Raw genomic sequence first — 17,692 nt, forward strand, 5'->3', positions numbered from 1 at the left:
CTAGCTGTTGAACAGGTGGAAGAGATCGAAATCTCTTATCCCGATCCCACCCCAGATGATAATCGCACTGATCACCGACCAGAGCACAATCGAGACGTAGGTGGTCGTGCGCATTTTGCGCTTCATGCTGAAGTTTGACGAGGGGGCACCGGCAGGTGTTCCTCTTATCTTCTTGCCGTCGTCGCCCTGCGTTTCCATGCGAATTGGCAACACAATGAACATCACCAGAAACCAGATCACTGCAAACAGAACGATGGCCGAGACGACGTTCATCAGACCTGCTCCAACTCGATCAACGTGCCGTTGAAATCCTTGGGATGCAGGAATAACACCGGTTTACCATGGGCACCGATCTTTGGCTCGCCGCCGCCCAGTACTCGCGCGCCCTTTTCAATAAGTTGCGTTGCCGAGGCGCGGATATCATCGACCTCGTAACAGATGTGATGAATGCCACCCGAAGGGTTCTTTTGCAGAAATCCCGCAATGGGCGAGCCTTCGCCCAAAGGATACAACAGCTCGATCTTAGTGTTCGGCAGTTCGATAAACACCACTGTCACGCCGTGGTCCGGTTCGTCCTGCGGCGTGCCAACATTGGCCCCCAGCGTATCGCGGTACTGCGCCGAGGCCGCTTCAAGGTCGGGAACGGCGATGGCAACGTGGTTGAGACGTCCGATCATGGCGAAATTCTCCTGCATCTGGGTCCGAGCTTATGGGCAAGCTCTTTTGGCTTCACAAGGGACAGCTCGACGCATCCTAATCATGCTTAACCAATCCTTAGTTTCGCGCGGTGATGATGAAGGTGTTTTGTGCCGACTTAGATAAGGAGAACGGCCCGTGCCGGAGACTTTGGAAGACTTCCTAATGGCTCGCCCGCCTACAGCGGAGCGTCCGCTTCTGGGCCAGACGGTGTTGATGGTCGAAGACAGCCGCTTTGCTTGCGAGGCTTTGCGGATGATCTGCCAGCGGTCGGGCGCACGCATCCGTCGCGCTGATACGCTGAAAAACGCGAACCGGCATCTCAGAACCTATCGACCGGGCATTGTGTTAATTGATGTCGGCCTGCCAGACGGTTCTGGTCTGGGCCTGATCGAAACACTTGCCAAATCTGACCCGCCCATCGGCGTCATTATCGCCATGTCGGGGGATGACACTTTGGCCGACGCCACCGTTGCAGCCGGCGCGAATGTATTCATGCCCAAACCAATCACTTCGATCTCAGCCTTTCAGCAAATGGTTCTGGCCGAACTTCCGAAGTATGCCCAGCCCCTTGGATTGCGCGCGGTCGCTTCGGACGAAGTTGTACCGGACCGGATCGCCTTGCGCGATGATCTGGCATTGGCCGCAGATCTTCTTACTGGCACGCCTGATGAGGAAACCGTTGATTACGCGATAAATTTCCTAATCGGTCTTGCGAAAAGCGCCGGGGATGACCCTCTGTCCGATGCCCTGCATAACTTCGAAACCACACGTCAGGTCAACCTCCGCATTCCCGAAGCATTGGCCGACTTGCGCCACGTGATCGAGTTGCGCCTGGAACACGAAATCGCGGTTTGATCGACACGCGCCCAAGAGCAGTTGATAAAGGTCGAATGTTCACATATTGTTCCTCTGGCCAGCACGCCAAGGACAGACCATCATGTTGGATATGGGGACGACAGCCGCACAAGACCTTGCCAAGTTTTTGGGTGACGACCGGTTCGGCACAGTGATGGCCGATCCGCCGTGGCGCTTTGTGAACCGCACCGGCAAAGTCGCACCGGAACATAAGCGCCTTGCGCGCTATCCCACAATGGAACTGGACGACATCTGCGCCCTGCCAGTGGCCGAGCACATGGCCGACCGCGCCCATTGCTATATGTGGGTGCCAAACGCGTTGCTGCCGGAAGGATTGCGGGTGTTGGATGCCTGGGGGTTCCAATACAAATCCAACATTATCTGGCACAAAATTCGCAAAGACGGCGGATCAGACGGACGCGGCGTCGGCTTTTATTTCCGCAATGTCACCGAAATTCTGTTGTTCGGCACGCGCGGGAAAAACGTACGGACCGAAGCGCCGGGCCGTCGTCAGGTCAACATGATCCAGACCCGCAAACGCGAACATTCGCGCAAACCTGACGAACAATACGATCTGATCGAAAGCTGTTCCTGGGGCCCTTATCTGGAATTATTCGGGCGCGGTGTGCGCGAGAATTGGACCGTCTGGGGCAATCAGGCCGATGCCGATTACAAACCCGACTGGAAAACCTACAGCCACAATTCAGGTGTCGCCGCCGAATAAGTCCGGCTCGCCGTCCGGCACGTCGCTATCCGTCAGGATCGATGCTGGCAATCCTATCAACAGTAGCGGGCACGGATTGCCGACTCCCCGGGCAACCCTGTCTTCCAGTTTCGCCCAATGGGTCGAGGCCGGCCCGAATTTGTCCGACACGAACTTGCGCGAAAAAGCCTCGGCAAACGGGACACCGCGCCCAACTTGCCCGGCAACGGTCCGTCGCTGTGCTTCGGTCCGCCCACCAAGGTCTAGTCGGTCCAGATCTTCTTCCGAATGGAGGCCAGCCGCATCCATCCACCCCTGCACCCGCCCAAGCATCTGATCCTGCATCGAGCTTCCGCGCGTGATGATCACCCCCAATGAGATTGCTGAAAGTGCATGTAATCTCTGGAAATTCTCAAGATCTCGGTCAAAAAACGGATCTTTGTTATTCCATTCGATCTCAAGGGCCAGCGTCCCCGCATCCGCTTTCAGCACATGGTCCACCTCATGACTGACGCCATCACGCATCTGCCCGTCAACCACCACCTGCACCGCGAAATTGTGCTTCTTCCAACCAATGTCGCTCAGGGCATGGCGCAACCGCTGGGTCTGCCCGCTTTCGCCACCTCCGCCCGAGATCAGCTCGGACATTGAAATGCGATATGCGGTCAGATGCTCGATCAAACGCGCGGTTTCTTGTTCGAAATCCACCGCCAAAATCGCCTCGGCGTGGTTTCGGACCATGACGTCGTAACCGGCATCTTTCAGCACTTGCAGCAAATTTAATGCTCCCTCACGTGTCAACCTAAGGCCGCACCCGCCACCCGTCTACGGCGATAAAAGCGCCAGGTCTCGCGCCACCAAAATCGGTGCCGTCAAGTCAGCCAATCGTTGCCGTTGTTGACCTTCAGCGTCGAAATTCGCCGGATCAAGCCAGGTCTCAAACGCCGTTTCCAGCGCGGGCCATTCGCTGTCAATCGCTGCAAACCAAGCCGTATCCCGGTTCCGACCCTTAGCCACTGCTGCCTGCCGAAAAACACCTTCGAAGCTAATACCAAACCGTTCAGCGGCGCGGCGCGATCGCAAGTTCTCGCCGTGGCATTTCCATTCGAACCGACGATAGCCGTTCTCAAACGCCCATTTCATCGTCTGGTAAACCGCGTCAGTCGCCGAACGCGTGCGCTGAATACAGGGTGCAAAGCTGATGTAACCGACTTCGATACTGCCTGCGCCGGGATTGATCCGCATCAGACTGAGCGTGCCGCCCAAACGCCCGTCTTCCATGCGAACCGCAAAGTGCATTGGGTCATGAAGTCCGCGCGCCCTGTCGACCCAGGCCGAATAGCCTGTATCGTCAAACGGCCCATCCAACAAATAGGCCCACATAGTGCCATCATCTTCGGCGTGTGCTTCGCGCAGGCCATGGATATGATCGCGCGACAAGGGCTCCAGCCGTGCGTAACGGCCCCGGTAGACCGTGCGCGGCGGCGGAGACGGCGGATGCCAATCAGATAGAGACATCAATCCTCCGGCGGCAAGACCCGAAGGCGCAACTCGCGAAGTTGTTCGTTCGTCGGCTCGCTGGGCGCGTCCATCATCAGATCTTCGGCCCGCTGGTTCATCGGGAACAGGATCACCTGGCGGATGTTCTGTTCGTCGGCCAGCAGCATCACAATCCGGTCGATCCCGGCAGCACATCCGCCGTGGGGCGGCGCGCCATAGCGGAATGCATTGACCATGCCGCCAAAGCGTTTCTTCACCTCGTCTTCGCCATAGCCAGCGATCTCGAAGGCCTTGAACATAATCTCGGGACGGTGATTTCGGATTGCGCCCGACACCAGTTCATAGCCGTTGCACGCAAGGTCATACTGATAGCCCAGCACATCCAGCGGATCACCGTTCAGCGCTTCCATCCCACCTTGGGGCATCGAAAACGGGTTGTGTTCGAAATCGACCTTGCCGGTTTCTTCATCCCGCTCGTAAATCGGGAAATCGACGATCCAGGCAAAGGCGAACCGGTCCTGATCGGTCAGGCCAAGCTCGTTCCCAATCTCGACTCGCGCCTTACCCGCGACAGTTTCAAAAACCTTCGCCTTGCCGCCCAGGAAGAACGCTGCGTCGCCCACACCAAGGTCCAGTTGCTGGCGAATAGCCTCGGTGCGCTCTGGCCCGATGTTTTTGGCCAGCGGGCCAGCGGCTTCGTGTTCACCGAAGTATGCTTCCATCAAGAATTCCGCTCGCGCGCGGTTGCCAGTCTTTAGCGCCTCCGCGATCTGCTCCGCCGCGTCTTCTTCTCCACCAACTCGAAGAGAATACTCTATCAATCCCTCTCTCACTTTGACCAATTCGCCAGTCATTATGTTCTTAACTTCGCGGTACTTATCCGGATCAAAATCGCCTTTCTTTCGCCAGAAGATATACCCCATCCCGGGCAGTCCCTCTTTCTGGGCGAACGCGTTCATGCGGTCGCAGAATTTGCGACTGCCGCCGGTGGGGGCCGGAATGGCGCGTATTTCGGTGCCGTCCTGCTCCAGAATCTTGGCAAAGATCGCAAAGCCCGAACCGCGGAAGTGTTCGGAAACATCCTGCATTTTGATCGGGTTGCGAAGGTCCGGTTTGTCGGTGCCATACCATTTCGCCGCATCGCGATAGGAAATCTGCGGCCAGTTGGCATCCACCTTGCGTCCGCCACCAAATTCCTCAAACACGCCCTGCAAGACCGGCTGGATCGTGTCAAACACGTCCTGCTGGGTGACAAACGACATCTCCAGGTCAAGCTGGTAGAAATCGGTCGGTGACCGGTCGGCGCGCGGATCTTCATCCCGGAAACACGGCGCAATCTGGAAATACTTGTCGAAGCCCGAGACCATCAGCAACTGCTTGAACTGCTGCGGTGCCTGCGGAAGCGCGTAAAATTTGCCGGGATGCAGGCGGGACGGCACCAGGAAATCCCGCGCGCCTTCGGGCGACGAGGCTGTGATGATCGGCGTTTGGTATTCGCGGAAATTGTCATCCCACATGCGCTTGCGGATCGACGTCACAACGTCCGAACGCAGCGTCATGTTCTTCTGCATCGCCTCGCGGCGCAAATCGAGGAACCGATACTTCAGCCGGGTTTCTTCGGGGTATTCCTGATCGCCAAAGACAATCAACGGCAGCTCTTCTGCTGAACCCAACACCTCAAGATCGCGGACAAAAACCTCGATCTCGCCGGTCGGAATCTTTGAATTAATCAGATCGGCATCCCGCGCCTTGACGGTGCCATCAATGCGAATGCACCACTCGGACCGCACCTTTTCCATGTCGTTGAAAACCGGGCTGTCGGGATCGCACAGAACCTGCGTGATGCCATAGTGGTCGCGCAAATCAATGAACAGGATGCCACCATGGTCGCGGATGCGATGCACCCAACCAGACAGACGAACGGTGTCGCCTACGTTCGAGGCGTTCAATTCGGCGCAGGTTTGGCTGCGATAGGCGTGCATAAGATGTCCCTTCAGGGGCGGCTTTTTCAAACTCGCGCTGATACACCTTGTAGGGCGGCGGAAGTCAAGCAAATGCGCCTTTGATACGAACCAGCCCGGCTGGATCCTTGAATTTCAGCCCGATCCGGCGGTTTTCGCCTGTATTGACCCAAAATCTCCGCATTTCAGCCCCAGAATAGGCCCCTAAACCCATGGATATTGCACGCAACGTCAAAACCGACGCGGGGCCACACAGATCAACGCCAAATGACCGAAGTCAGTGTTTCATATGATCCGGGCAACAAAACACCCGGTGTTCGCTGGTATCTATCGGCGCCAATGTCGCGCGAGTCTTATGCGGTTTGGGGCGTCTCGCCCTTTGATATTTCCGTTTGTCTGTTGATGGCGATTTTCTTCTGGGTCTCGGCCATTCTACCGCTTTGGGACGGTTGGGCTGTAGACTTCAGCGCCTATTACTACGCCGGGCATTTCTATGGCACGGGTCAGCACGACATGATCTATGCGGGCCCACCCGACATCATCGGCCCGGAAATGCCCCTCGAATGGCAACAGGCCGTTGCTAGCAGCGGGCACCCCAAGGCTGGTGCATACCCCTACATCTATCTGCCATGGGTCGCCGCCTTGATGGCACCGGTCGCCAATACGGTTTCGCCCTTGGCCGCGATGAACGCGGTTCTGTTGGTCAACGGGCTTTTATTGCTCGGTTCAAGTTTCTTGGCATGGCGCATCATCGGCCGAGGCAAGATGCCCCTGGCCATATGGATGGCCGCCAGTGTTCTGATGCTGATCACGCTCGCCACTTCGGTCATCGCGCTTTATCTGGGGCAAGTGCAAATTCTGGTCTATGCGGCGGTCTTGCTGGCGTTTGATCGCCTTCAAGCCGGGAAAGAATCCCAAGCCGGTCTTGCCTTGGCACTGGCGGCATGCCTGAAAATCACACCCGCAGCTTTCGCAATCATCTTCCTGTGGAACCGCAATTGGAAAGCCCTGGCGGCTTTCTTAGCCGCTTGTCTGGGTTTTGCTGCAACAAGCATTGCCCTGATCGGCTGGCCGCTGCACGCACAATACTTCGATCTGATGGCGCGTTTGAACGCCACGGTCTTCATGGCCAATGTCGGCATATCCGCCGAAGGGTTCCTGTATCAAATCGTTGAGATCCTGAAAGGCACCGCGCCCCTTTATCTGGACAAGGAACACTCGGTTCCCAAACCTCTGTGGATCGAGCTGGCGGTAAAGGGTGGCTTTGTCGCCGGACTTGTTTGGACCTGGATCGCTACGCGCAAGTTACCCAAACAAAGACGCATCGCTTTTCAACTGTTCGCTTTGGCAGTTTTGGTGCCGCTTATGGCACCGCTTGGTTGGGTCCATTACTATCTGATCGTGGCAATGATGTTGCCAGTGTTCCTGAACACCCGCCAAGCCCTGCAAATCACCGCCTTTGCTGCCTTTGTTCTTGTGCTGAACGTCTATTCAATGTCTGCGCTGGTCGAACCGGGTTACCGGGTCATGTGGCAATTCATGGCGGGTGTCCCGGTGATGGTTTTGACCTATCTGGCGGTGCTGTATCAGGCGCTTCAGGAACAGCGCTCGGACCCCAATCAAAAACCGGCGTCAGAATCCCCATAAATCGCCTTGCGCCACGGGCACCAACCCCTATAACCCACGACAATTTGCGTATGCTGGAATCGCATACGTGTTTCGCGTGACCTAGGGGATGCCTGATGCCAAAAAGAACCGATATTCAGTCGATCATGATTATCGGGGCCGGGCCCATCGTTATTGGACAGGCCTGCGAGTTCGATTATTCCGGCGCACAGGCCTGTAAGGCGCTTCGCGAAGAAGGCTACCGGGTAATTCTGGTGAATTCGAACCCTGCGACGATCATGACTGATCCGGGCCTTGCTGACGCCACCTACATCGAACCCATCACCCCCGAAGCTGTCGCGAAAATCATCGAGAAAGAGCGCCCCGACGCCCTCTTGCCCACCATGGGCGGTCAAACCGGTCTGAACACGTCGCTGGCGCTTGAAGAAATGGGTGTCCTGGATAAATTCGGTGTCGAGATGATCGGTGCCAAACGCGACGCCATTGAAATGGCTGAAGACCGCAAACTCTTCCGCGAAGCCATGGATCGCATCGGGCTTGAAAACCCGATTGCAACAATTGTCGCCGCACCAAAGGACGACAGTGGTCGCTTTGACATCCCCAAAGGTCTGGAAGATGCAATGCACGCGCTGGATGATGTGGGCCTGCCCGCGATCATTCGCCCAGCCTTCACATTGGGCGGCACTGGCGGCGGGGTTGCCTACAACCGCGATGAGTATTTTGAAATTTGCCGTCGTGGGCTTGAAGCCTCGCCGGTGGCACAGATCCTGATCGACGAAAGCCTGCTCGGTTGGAAAGAATACGAAATGGAAGTCGTGCGCGACAAAGCCGACAACGCCATTATCGTCTGTTCCATCGAAAACGTTGACCCGATGGGCGTGCATACCGGCGATTCAATCACCGTTGCGCCTGCTCTGACGCTGACCGACAAAGAATACCAGATGATGCGCTCGGCCTCGATCGCAGTCCTGCGCGAGATTGGCGTCGAAACTGGCGGATCGAACGTGCAATGGGCAGTAAATCCGGCCGATGGCCGGATGGTCGTCATCGAGATGAACCCACGGGTGTCACGTTCATCAGCGTTGGCCTCGAAGGCGACCGGATTTCCGATTGCCAAGATCGCCGCAAAACTGGCCGTCGGCTATACCTTGGACGAACTCGACAACGACATCACCAAAGTCACCCCGGCGTCATTCGAGCCAACGATTGACTACGTCGTCACCAAAATCCCGCGGTTCGCCTTCGAAAAATTCCCCGGCTCCGAACCCCATCTGACGACGGCAATGAAGTCTGTCGGCGAAGCCATGGCCATTGGCCGAACTTTCCACGAGTCCATGCAAAAAGCCCTGGCATCGATGGAAACCGGCCTGACTGGCTTTGACGAAATCGAAATCCCAGGCGCACCTGACCCGGCGGCGATCACTGCGGCACTGTCCAAGCAAACCCCCGACCGCCTGCGAGTCATTGCGCAAGCTATGCGCCACGGCCTGTCTGACGACGACATCCAAGCTGTTACCGCCTTTGATCCATGGTTCCTGGCCCGTATTCGCGAGATTATAGATGCCGAAGCCGGTGTGCGCGCAAGCGGCTTGCCCGTCACCGAAGACGGACTGCGCCGCTTGAAGATGATGGGTTTCTCCGATGCCAGTCTTGCCATGCTGACTGGCCGCGACGAAGACAACATCAGGCGCGCAAGACAGAACCTTGGCGTCACCGCCGTTTTCAAACGCATCGACACCTGCGCCGCCGAGTTCGAGGCGCAAACGCCTTACATGTATTCCACATATGAAGAACCGATGATGGGCGACGTGGAATGCGAAGCGCGCCCCTCGGACAAGAATAAAGTTGTCATTCTTGGCGGCGGACCCAACCGGATTGGTCAGGGGATTGAGTTCGACTATTGTTGCTGCCACGCCTGTTTTGCGCTTTCGGACGCAGGTTATGAAACCATCATGATCAACTGCAATCCCGAAACCGTCTCGACAGACTATGACACATCAGACCGGCTGTATTTCGAACCGCTGACCTTCGAACACGTCATGGAAATCCTACGTGTCGAACTGGATAACGGCACCTTGCATGGCGTCATCGTCCAGTTTGGCGGTCAAACGCCGCTGAAGCTGGCCAACGCGCTCCATGACAACGGCATCCCGATCCTCGGCACCACACCTGACGCCATCGACCTGGCCGAAGACCGCGAACGCTTCCAGGATCTGGTCAATCGCCTTGGCCTGAAGCAACCCAAGAATGCCATCGCCAGCACCGACGAAGAAGCGATGAGAGCCGCCGTTGAGATCGGCTATCCGCTGGTGATCCGCCCTTCCTATGTTCTGGGTGGCCGCGCCATGGAGATCGTTCGCGACACGCCTTCGCTGGAACGCTACATCCGCGATGCCGTGGTCGTCTCAGGTGACAGCCCGGTCCTATTGGACAGCTACCTTTCCGGGGCCGTCGAAGTTGACGTCGACGCCCTGTCCGACGGCGAAAACGTCCACGTCGCAGGCATCATGCAGCACATTGAAGAAGCCGGAGTGCATTCCGGTGACAGCGCCTGCTCGCTTCCACCTCACACTCTGCCCGACGACATCATCGCCCAGCTCATTGAACAATCCGAGGCTTTGGCCAAGGAACTTGGCGTCGTCGGTCTGATGAACATCCAGTTCGCCGTGAAAGACGGCGAGATCTACCTGATCGAAGTGAACCCCCGCGCGTCGCGTACCGTGCCTTTCGTAGCCAAAGCCACCGACTCGGCCATCGCATCCATCGCGGCCCGCCTGATGGCAGGCGAGAAACTGGATACATTCCCGCTTAAGCCACCCCATGCACCGGTTTCCGACGATGTTGTCATCCCAACTGGCGATCCAATGGCTCTGGCCGTTTTCCGCACCCCTTGGTTCAGCGTCAAAGAGGCTGTCCTGCCCTTCGCCCGTTTCCCGGGTGTCGACACCCTGCTTGGTCCCGAAATGCGGTCAACCGGCGAAGTCATGGGCTGGGACCGCAGCTTTGCCCGCGCATTCCTGAAGGCGCAAATGGGCGCCGGCACTGAATTGCCGACCGACGGCACCGTCTTCTTTTCGATCAAAGACGCCGACAAAACCGACGAATTGGTCGAAACCGCCGAAATGCTGCACGAACTGGGCCTGACTATCCTTGCGACCCGCGGCACCGCCAAATTCCTGACCGAAAATGGCATCGCATCCGATATTGTGAACAAGGCTTATGAAGGCGGCCGCACAATTGTCGATGTCATGAAGGATGGCGAAATCTCGTTGGTCATGAACACCACCGAAGGCGCGCAGGCCGTCGAAGACTCCCGGTCCATGCGCAACGTCGCCCTGATGGACAAAATCCCCTACTTCACAACTGCCGCCGCTGCACACGCTGCCGCTTTGGCGATGGTTGCGCGAAAGGAAGGCGAGATCGTGGTTAGGTCGTTGCAGGGGGCCTGACGTCTCTGCCAAGTATCTGGCTTTTGGAATGCAACCTGATAGTCTTCCGGCGACAAGGCGAATTCGCCAACGGGGGATGGAATGCAAAACACGCACACAGTCATTGTGGGCGCAGGTCAAGCCGGCCTTGCGATCAGTCATGAACTCACGCAGCACAATGTCGATCATGTGATCTTGGAACGCGGCCAGATCGGCCAAAGCTGGCGCGACCGTTGGGATAGTTTCTGTCTGGTCACCCCGAACTGGTCCGTTCAACTGCCCGGCTATCCCTATGATGGCGACGATCCCGATGGCTTCATGCCCCGCGACCAGATTGTGGCCTACCTTGAACGCTACGCCGCGCATTTTGCGGCTCCGATTAAATCCGGCACGTCGATCCAGAAAATCGAGGGCGGCGGAAATTCCTTTACCGTGTCCACCGATCACGGCGATTATGCCGCGCAAAATCTAGTTCTCGCCACTGGTGCCTTCCAAAAGCCAAACCGACCGGTCGGGGCTGCTTCGCTTCCCGATCACCTGAAACAGATCGGGCTGGAGGATTACACCAGCGCCGACACCTTGCCAGACGGTGACATTCTGATCATCGGCAGCGGGCAATCCGGCTGCCAAATCGCCGAGGAACTGGTCGAGGCCGGACGCAATGTCACCCTGGCCTGCGGCCGCGCGCCATGGATCCAGCGCCGTATCGGCGGCAAGGATATCGTCTGGTGGCTGGTGCAATCGGGGTTCCTAGAGGCAAAAACGGTCGAACTCCCGAAAGAAGCGCGATTGTTTGCCAATATTCTGGCAACCGGCCACCATGGCGGCCACGATCTTAGCTTGCCGATCCTGCACAATATGGGTGTCACATTGGTCGGGCGGTTTCTGAATGCCGAAGGCAATACTGCACACTTTGCAGATGATCTTGCTCAATCCATTTCATGGGGCAACGACCGCTATCTGCAACTGCGTGATGTTGTGACGGCAACAGCTGAAAAACTCGGGCTTTCTAATCCGGACATGCCGGATCCCTTGCCGTTTACCGACGCGGTTCCCACCGAAGTTGACCTGTCCAGCTTCGGGACCGTTTTTCATACCGGCGGATTTCGACCAGATTTCACCTCGTGGCTGCCTTGGGAAGATGCCTTTGACGACGGTGGCTTCCCAATTCACGACGACGGATCAAGCACAGTGGTCAACGGGCTGCACTTTATCGGGATTCACTTCCTTAGAACCCGACAATCGAGCATCCTGCATGGGGTCGGCAATGACGCCAAAGTCATCGCCGCCCGCATTGCTGGTTAAGGTGCGGGCCAAAGTTGGCCTGCAATTGGGTCAGTTCGCCGTCAGCCGCATTTTAGCCAGATCGGTGCCAACAACCACGTTGCCTTCAAAGCCACCCTCGCGCGCCGAACCCACATAATCTTCTTCGGTCAGTGGAGCGGGCAAGGGATATGGCCCCTGTCGCGGCGCGCCCATGGGCGGAATGAGGTGGGTATACATCAGATTGTCGACCCCAGCGCGCGCCGCAAGCGATCCCAAATCCGTGGCAGTTGACTGGCGGAAAAAGATTGGCGGCGGAAACCCGGTTGTGCCGTCTGGTCCCATGACCGGATGAATGACGGAATGCACCAGAATGTCAGCGCCCTCAGCCAACAGTTCAACCTGCGCTGATGTCGAAGTTTCACGCGGCGGCGCTGGCGCATCATTGCCAGCGTCCCCACCTACGACAACACTTCCTGCAGGCGTATCAACGCGAAAGGATGCATGCCCGGCAACGTGTCGGCTGGAAATGGCAGACACGGTAATCCCGTCCTTCTCCCATACCACCTGCGGCACCTGTGACGGTCCAAACGTGGAAACGTTCAATAGTTCGGCAGGCCCTCCTGGCAAGCGTTTGGCGTTCTCAGCCAGGCGCTGGGCCATTTCTCCCGACTGGATAAGAGCATCGCCGATATGGGCTGCAAAATTCTCACAACTCATCGTATGGCCCGCAAAAGATTTGGCATCTTCGTGGCACACCATATCAACCTTTGGGCCGCCCGAATTGAAGTGCCAGCGAAGCTGCATCAAATCCGACAGACCTTCAGAGTGGTCTGAATGGATATGGGTGAAGAACACCGCAGTAATTCGACCAGCAGGAACGCCTATCTTCGAAAGCTGTTGGGTGGTGCCGCGGCCGGTATCGAACTGCAAGAACATGTCCCGGCAGTTATTCTCTTCGGTCCCATAGGTCACCAAAGTGCCCGATCCAGCTTGGCCTCGAAATACAGGTGGTCCGCCCTGGGTTCCTGTTAGTGTGACTTCCACGCAAGTTCCGACAGAGACCTGAGTCCCCATACACAGAAATGCCAGCGCTACAGCAGATGACGCGATTTTCGACAGCTTCATGTCGCCCCCCAAGATTTATTTGTGTCGATTTAGACAGCAGTGAGATTAAAATGTCGATTTTTTTGCCGTCTGTCAAATTGTAGCGAGATTTCCGACCATCGACCACATGATTTGCGGCCAACTCTAGTCGTTCCGGCGGATCACAGCTTTCGCCGATACCAAAGCGCGTACCACTTCTGGATCATCCCACTTACGCAATCGAAGGCATGATTTCCCGCAATTCATCTTTCCGCGCAGAACCACGCCCGGATCAATGCGCTCTAATTCCCCCAGGTAAACGCCAACATAGGCCTTCTGTGCATTCAGATGCGCAAAAATCTCGCCATCCAGGCGATACTGCATCATCCCCTCCACTAATTCTGGCAATGTCTCAAAATACATCGCACGCACTTCCAACAACCGCTCTTTGCGCCAATCCTCATCCAACATTTCCAGATAGGCACCCGGTGCCTCTGCATCTTACTGCTTGGCCGACACCTCCTGGCGCCCACTCTAACACCTTCTTCTGATCACAAAATACTCCGGGGGAGAGTGCGCCCATGGCGCACTCGGGGGCAGCGCCCCCTGGGCGATATCCAAGTCTTAACGGGCCATTAATCTTGATGAACGAACTTACGCTCGAAGGCAGTAAATACCGATATCATACCGACGCGATACCGACGTAATACCGACGCGATACAGCCTGGCGATATTCTCTCAATTTCAACGCGTTAACGAAGAAACCATTGCGAAAGGCTCAATATCTCCGCGCGCTCCGTTAACCTTCATCTTGCCGCCAAACAAATCCCACGATAGGCCCAACACATGGCAAAGCTCTACTTCCACTACTCCACAATGAACGCAGGCAAATCGACCTTGCTGTTGCAGGCGTCCTATAATTATCGCGAACGTGGGATGCAGACCTATCTGTTAACCGCCGCCGTCGACGGGCGCGCTGGAACCGGTCAGATCGGCAGCCGAATTGGCATCGACGCCAAGGCAGATACTTATGACGTCCAAAGCGATCTCTATGCCATATTGGAACGCCGCAAAAAGGCCGGACCCGTCGCCTGTGTTTTCCTCGACGAAGCACAATTTCTGACCAAGGACCAAGTCTGGCAACTGGCCCGTGCAGTTGACGATCTTGGCCTGCCAGTTATGTGCTACGGCCTGCGCGTCGATTTTCGCGGCGAACTGTTTCCTGGCTCGGCTGCTCTTCTGGCCCTGGCAGATGAAATGCGCGAGGCGCGAACCATTTGTTTTTGTGGGAAAAAGGCGACCATGGTCGTGCGGCAGGACGAAAACGGCGTGGCCATGAAGGACGGAGACCAGGTGCAGATCGGCGGCAATGAAACCTATGTTTCGCTATGCCGCCGCCATTGGCGGGAAGCGGTGGGCGACTAAACCGGGTTTAGCAATTCCTCACCGGCCAGCCAGGCATTCGCATTCGCCACCGCCATCACTCCCATCGCGACCCGAACTTCCAGCGCGGCTGTGCCCAGATGCGGAAGCAACGTCACATTCTCCATGGCTTTCAATTCATCAGGCACCCGAGGTTCAAACTCGTAGACATCCAAACCAGCCCCGGCAATCTGACCGTTTGCTAGGGCGGAAATAAGCGCCGCCTCGTCCACAATGTCACCGCGTGCGATATTGATCAGCAGTGCATGAGGCTGCATTGCCGCCAGAAACTCTGCATCGATCAAATGATGCGTCTCGGGCATGGCAGAAACAGCGACGACAATGATGTCGGCGCTGCGCGCCACGTCCATCGCGCCGTCCAACTGCCTTGCCTCAACCCCCGGATCCGCCACGACAGACCGGTTTGCAAAGACCACTTTCATTCCAAACCCAAGCGCCGCGCGCCGCGCTATCGCTTTGCCTATCCGCCCCATTCCGATCACGCCCAGGGTCTTGCCGGTCATGTGCATTCCCAGGAATTGCGTTGGATGCCACCCTTCCCACGACCCAGAGCGAACAGCACGTTCGCCTTCGCCCGCGCGTCGGCACGCCATCAGCATCAGGGTCAAGGCAATGTCTGCGGTGGCGTCAGTCACTGCTCCCGGCGTATTAGTCACAGCCATTCCCAGACGACGTGCTGCCGCGACATCGATATGATTATATCCAACGCCGAAATTCGCCAGCAGCTTGGTCTTAACTGCCCCGGCTTTCGCCAGGACCGCCCCCGAAAGCGGATCACCCAGGGTCGGCAAAATCGCATCGAATTCGCCCAACGCCTGAATCATCTCTGCCTCGGTCAGCGGCACTGTCACTTTGCGGACAGACACGTCAAACCCCTGATCCAACACCGAAATGACCTGGTCCGGCAGTGGCCGCGTCACCAAAATTCGCGCCATTAGTACATCCGCCCACCGATAGGGACATCTTTGTCAGGGGTCAGCAAGACCACATCGTCATCCGCATCCGGAACACCCAGCACCAAAATCTCCGACATGAATTTCCCAATCTGACGCGGCGGAAAATTCACCACGGCCACGACCTTTTTGCCGATCAAAGTCTCGGGTTCATAGTGTCGCGTGATCTGGGCCGAGCTCTTCTTTTCGCCAATTTCAGGTCCTAGATCGACCCACAGCTTATAAGCGGGCTTGCGTGCCTCGGGGAAGGGTTCGGCGCGCCGGATAATTCCCACGCGAATATCCACTTTCAAAAAATCATCAAACGACAGCGCCATCAGCCAAGTTCCTTGCTGCGTTCTGCTGCCGCCGCAATCCCGCGCGAGACGACATCAGGAAAACCAGTGGACGGGTCCATCAATACTTCCAAGGCGGCCTGCGTTGTTCCATTTGGGCTGGTTACATTGATGCGCAACTGCGTTGGACTATCATCTGATGCCTCGGCCAAGGCACCGGCACCGGACACGGTTGTAAGTGCCAGTTTCATCGCCAATTCTTTTGGCAATCCCTGCGCAACACCTGCCGCCGCCATAGTTTCGATTAGGTGGAACACATAGGCCGGTCCCGACCCCGAGACTGCCGTAACAGCGTCCATTTCCGCTTCGGCGCTAAGCCGAACTGTCTTACCGACCGCTGCAAGCAATTTTTCGGCCAGCTCAATCGCCGCCTCGTCGGCTTGGCTGTTACCAATCAAGGCGGTAATTCCACGGCCAATCGCTGCCGGAGTATTTGGCATCGCGCGAACAATAGGCGTCTGCACGCCCATGGCATCTTCAAAAGTAGAGATCGTGGTTCCTGCTGCGATGGAAACAAAGATCGTGTCACCATTTCCGAAAGCCTGGATCGATGGCAATGCTTCGCCCATCATCTGCGGCTTGACCGCAACGATCACAACAGCCGGTCTTGCAGGCAGGCCATCGTTCACACGAACGCCCTGTGCGTTAAGCCATTCTGAAGGATATGGGTCCAAAACATGCACAGCATCGGGAACTAATCCGCCTTTCAGCCAGCCTTCCAGCATCGCGCTGCCCATTTTTCCGCAACCCAGCAAAACAAGTCCGCGCGTGCTGATGTCTTCAAAATTCATGTTTCGCCTCCGTCTTTCGGCCTTTTTACTCAATCGCGAGCAGAAGGAAACCGAAAGCGCCCCGGGAATTTATCGATAGACGGGTTGACATAATACCTTTTGGTATCATAAGTGAAGTAATACCATTTAGTATCATATAGGAGTCCACCATGCCAACCAACCATCCATCGCTTCATCGGTCATCCCTGTGAGCCCCGCATCCGAGGCGGCAATCCAACCCGCATTCCGCGCACTGGCCGATCCAACCCGACGCGGCATAATCTCTCTTTTGGCGCAGGAAGATATGACCATAGCAGAGGTTGCAGGTCATTTCGACATGACCCGCGCGGCAGTCAAAAAGCACCTGATCGTTCTGGAAGACGGCGGTGTCATAGCAACACACCAAAGCGGGCGCGATCGCATCAATCAATTGCAGCCATTGGCACTAAAATCTGTCGCCGATTGGCTCAATCACTTTGACCACTTCTGGAATGACCGTCTTTCGGCACTGAAAGACGCCGTCGAGGCAGACGACCAAAATAAACAGGAAAAATGAAATGCCAGATTCGAACTCGCTCGTAAAAACCATTGTGATCAATTCAAACCCAGACAAAGTCTGGTCCTATCTGACCGACAGGGAAAAGCTAGGCACCTGGTATCATCCGGCCCAGGCAGATTTGACCGAAGGCGCAGATTACAGCCTGATAGGTGGTGATAATCCGGACAGTCCAAAGCCTCAGGTTTGGGGCCGTGTTCTGGAAATGAAACGTCCAATCCGATTGGTCTGCACGTTCGTCATCGGACCCTTCGAGGGGCGTGAGAGCACCGTGACCTGGGACCTGACGCCTATAGGCGACTCTACAATGGTGACCGTCACGCACGATGGTATCGCCGAAGCTGTTACAGGGAATGCCGCGCCGTTGTTTGCAGCGCTGGACAAGGGCTGGGACGAACATTTTGCGCGCCTTCGCAGCTCCGCAGCCTGACCCCAAAACGAAATGACCGGGCCGCACTGGCGACCCGGTCGATTTTGCCAGTCTGCAGACCAGGGGGAAAGGTCACATACACGC

Annotated in this window: 18 protein-coding genes; 8 read left to right on the forward strand and 10 right to left on the reverse strand. The window is 56.7% G+C overall.

Features of this window, described 5'->3' with window-relative positions; genetic code table 11:
• Both GKR98_07125 and mce read right to left on the reverse strand, forming a co-directional pair.
• On the reverse strand, positions 1-273 hold the full coding sequence (locus GKR98_07125) for a DUF1467 family protein (GenBank protein ID QMU57988.1): 273 nt from the start codon (positions 271-273) through the stop codon (positions 1-3).
• Positions 273-677: a methylmalonyl-CoA epimerase gene (mce, locus tag GKR98_07130; GenBank protein ID QMU57989.1), complete on the reverse strand. Its 405-nt coding sequence runs from the start codon at positions 675-677 to the stop codon at positions 273-275. Before mce ends, GKR98_07125 begins: the two co-directional genes overlap by 1 nt.
• Before the next feature lie 157 nt (positions 678-834).
• Between mce and GKR98_07135 the strand changes: the two genes are divergently transcribed.
• Both GKR98_07135 and GKR98_07140 read left to right on the forward strand, forming a co-directional pair.
• Complete coding sequence (locus tag GKR98_07135; GenBank protein QMU57990.1) at positions 835-1,554, forward strand: response regulator; 720 nt, start codon at positions 835-837, stop codon at positions 1,552-1,554.
• A 91-nt stretch (positions 1,555-1,645) separates the two neighbouring features.
• Positions 1,646-2,278: an S-adenosylmethionine-binding protein gene (locus GKR98_07140; protein QMU60006.1), complete on the forward strand. Its 633-nt coding sequence runs from the start codon at positions 1,646-1,648 to the stop codon at positions 2,276-2,278.
• Here GKR98_07140 and GKR98_07145 read toward each other — a convergent pair.
• Genes GKR98_07145 through aspS form a run of 3 tightly spaced genes read right to left on the reverse strand, consistent with a single transcriptional unit; the run spans position 2,258 to position 5,739 of the window.
• The gene (locus tag GKR98_07145) at positions 2,258-3,034 is read right to left on the reverse strand and encodes a restriction endonuclease (GenBank protein QMU57991.1); all 777 of its coding nucleotides are present in this window, start codon (positions 3,032-3,034) and stop codon (positions 2,258-2,260) included. The two genes, GKR98_07140 and GKR98_07145, sit on opposite strands and share 21 nt — an antisense overlap.
• Positions 3,035-3,082: 48 nt before the next feature.
• The gene (locus tag GKR98_07150; GenBank protein QMU57992.1) at positions 3,083-3,775 is read right to left on the reverse strand and encodes a GNAT family N-acetyltransferase; all 693 of its coding nucleotides are present in this window, start codon (positions 3,773-3,775) and stop codon (positions 3,083-3,085) included.
• A complete protein-coding gene (gene aspS / locus GKR98_07155) occupies positions 3,775-5,739 on the reverse strand; it encodes an aspartate--tRNA ligase (GenBank protein ID QMU57993.1) in 1,965 nt (654 codons plus the stop codon). The genes GKR98_07150 and aspS overlap by 1 nt, the downstream gene beginning before the upstream one ends.
• Positions 5,740-5,985: 246 nt before the next feature.
• Between aspS and GKR98_07160 the strand changes: the two genes are divergently transcribed.
• From GKR98_07160 to GKR98_07170, 3 genes are all read left to right on the forward strand, one after another.
• Positions 5,986-7,365 carry a DUF2029 domain-containing protein gene (locus GKR98_07160; GenBank protein ID QMU57994.1) on the forward strand — a complete coding sequence of 460 codons (1,380 nt, stop codon included), beginning with the start codon at positions 5,986-5,988 and terminating at the stop codon, positions 7,363-7,365.
• Positions 7,366-7,460: 95 nt separating this feature from the next.
• Positions 7,461-10,793 carry a carbamoyl-phosphate synthase large subunit gene (gene carB, locus GKR98_07165; protein QMU57995.1) on the forward strand — a complete coding sequence of 1,111 codons (3,333 nt, stop codon included), beginning with the start codon at positions 7,461-7,463 and terminating at the stop codon, positions 10,791-10,793.
• A gap of 81 nt (positions 10,794-10,874) precedes the next feature.
• Positions 10,875-12,077: a SidA/IucD/PvdA family monooxygenase gene (locus GKR98_07170; GenBank protein QMU57996.1), complete on the forward strand. Its 1,203-nt coding sequence runs from the start codon at positions 10,875-10,877 to the stop codon at positions 12,075-12,077.
• 30 nt (positions 12,078-12,107) lie between these two features.
• Here the strand turns inward: GKR98_07170 and GKR98_07175 are convergent, their stop codons facing one another.
• Both GKR98_07175 and GKR98_07180 read right to left on the reverse strand, forming a co-directional pair.
• Positions 12,108-13,163 (reverse strand): MBL fold metallo-hydrolase, encoded by a 1,056-nt coding sequence (locus tag GKR98_07175; GenBank protein QMU57997.1) that lies wholly within the window; start codon positions 13,161-13,163, stop codon positions 12,108-12,110.
• A 123-nt stretch (positions 13,164-13,286) separates the two neighbouring features.
• Positions 13,287-13,592, reverse strand: a complete 306-nt coding sequence (locus tag GKR98_07180) for a DUF1801 domain-containing protein (GenBank protein ID QMU57998.1) — start codon at positions 13,590-13,592, stop codon at positions 13,287-13,289.
• 375 nt (positions 13,593-13,967) lie between these two features.
• Between GKR98_07180 and GKR98_07185 the strand changes: the two genes are divergently transcribed.
• Positions 13,968-14,546 (forward strand): thymidine kinase, encoded by a 579-nt coding sequence (locus GKR98_07185; GenBank protein QMU57999.1) that lies wholly within the window; start codon positions 13,968-13,970, stop codon positions 14,544-14,546.
• Here the strand turns inward: GKR98_07185 and GKR98_07190 are convergent.
• The 3 genes from GKR98_07190 to GKR98_07200 are packed head-to-tail and all read right to left on the reverse strand — an operon-like array spanning position 14,543 to position 16,643.
• On the reverse strand, positions 14,543-15,499 hold the full coding sequence (locus GKR98_07190) for a D-glycerate dehydrogenase (protein QMU58000.1): 957 nt from the start codon (positions 15,497-15,499) through the stop codon (positions 14,543-14,545). The genes GKR98_07185 and GKR98_07190 overlap by 4 nt on opposite strands.
• A complete protein-coding gene (locus GKR98_07195; GenBank protein ID QMU58001.1) occupies positions 15,499-15,834 on the reverse strand; it encodes a tRNA-binding protein in 336 nt (111 codons plus the stop codon). The genes GKR98_07190 and GKR98_07195 overlap by 1 nt, the downstream gene beginning before the upstream one ends.
• Positions 15,834-16,643, reverse strand: a complete 810-nt coding sequence (locus GKR98_07200; protein QMU58002.1) for a pyrroline-5-carboxylate reductase — start codon at positions 16,641-16,643, stop codon at positions 15,834-15,836. The genes GKR98_07195 and GKR98_07200 overlap by 1 nt, the downstream gene beginning before the upstream one ends.
• A 211-nt stretch (positions 16,644-16,854) precedes the next feature.
• On the opposite strand from GKR98_07200, the gene GKR98_07205 reads away from it, so the two are divergent.
• Together GKR98_07205 and GKR98_07210 are read left to right on the forward strand one after the other, a co-directional pair.
• On the forward strand, positions 16,855-17,178 hold the full coding sequence (locus tag GKR98_07205; GenBank protein ID QMU60007.1) for a metalloregulator ArsR/SmtB family transcription factor: 324 nt from the start codon (positions 16,855-16,857) through the stop codon (positions 17,176-17,178).
• Position 17,179: 1 nt separating this feature from the next.
• Complete coding sequence (locus tag GKR98_07210; protein QMU58003.1) at positions 17,180-17,608, forward strand: SRPBCC domain-containing protein; 429 nt, start codon at positions 17,180-17,182, stop codon at positions 17,606-17,608.
• The last annotated feature ends 84 nt before the right edge of the window (positions 17,609-17,692 follow it).

The organism is Boseongicola sp., from assembly GCA_014075275.1.
In the GTDB taxonomy this organism is placed as follows: Bacteria; Pseudomonadota; Alphaproteobacteria; order Rhodobacterales; family Rhodobacteraceae.

Bases quoted from the DNA above. Each gene is read 5' to 3' on its own strand.
- GKR98_07200 (QMU58002.1), bottom strand. From the start codon at position 16,643: ATGAATTTTGAAGACATCAGCACGCGCGGACTTGTTTTGCTGGGTTGC.
- GKR98_07180 (QMU57998.1), bottom strand. From the start codon at position 13,592: ATGTTGGATGAGGATTGGCGCAAAGAGCGGTTGTTGGAAGTGCGTGCG.
- GKR98_07125 (QMU57988.1), bottom strand. From the start codon at position 273: ATGAACGTCGTCTCGGCCATCGTTCTGTTTGCAGTGATCTGGTTTCTG.
- GKR98_07185 (QMU57999.1), top strand. From the start codon at position 13,968: ATGGCAAAGCTCTACTTCCACTACTCCACAATGAACGCAGGCAAATCG.
- mce (QMU57989.1), bottom strand. From the start codon at position 677: ATGATCGGACGTCTCAACCACGTTGCCATCGCCGTTCCCGACCTTGAA.
- GKR98_07210 (QMU58003.1), top strand. From the start codon at position 17,180: ATGCCAGATTCGAACTCGCTCGTAAAAACCATTGTGATCAATTCAAAC.
- GKR98_07190 (QMU58000.1), bottom strand. From the start codon at position 15,499: ATGGCGCGAATTTTGGTGACGCGGCCACTGCCGGACCAGGTCATTTCG.
- carB (QMU57995.1), top strand. From the start codon at position 7,461: ATGCCAAAAAGAACCGATATTCAGTCGATCATGATTATCGGGGCCGGG.
- GKR98_07140 (QMU60006.1), top strand. From the start codon at position 1,646: ATGGGGACGACAGCCGCACAAGACCTTGCCAAGTTTTTGGGTGACGAC.
- GKR98_07160 (QMU57994.1), top strand. From the start codon at position 5,986: ATGACCGAAGTCAGTGTTTCATATGATCCGGGCAACAAAACACCCGGT.
- GKR98_07195 (QMU58001.1), bottom strand. From the start codon at position 15,834: ATGGCGCTGTCGTTTGATGATTTTTTGAAAGTGGATATTCGCGTGGGA.
- aspS (QMU57993.1), bottom strand. From the start codon at position 5,739: ATGCACGCCTATCGCAGCCAAACCTGCGCCGAATTGAACGCCTCGAAC.
- GKR98_07150 (QMU57992.1), bottom strand. From the start codon at position 3,775: ATGTCTCTATCTGATTGGCATCCGCCGTCTCCGCCGCCGCGCACGGTC.
- GKR98_07170 (QMU57996.1), top strand. From the start codon at position 10,875: ATGCAAAACACGCACACAGTCATTGTGGGCGCAGGTCAAGCCGGCCTT.
- GKR98_07175 (QMU57997.1), bottom strand. From the start codon at position 13,163: ATGAAGCTGTCGAAAATCGCGTCATCTGCTGTAGCGCTGGCATTTCTG.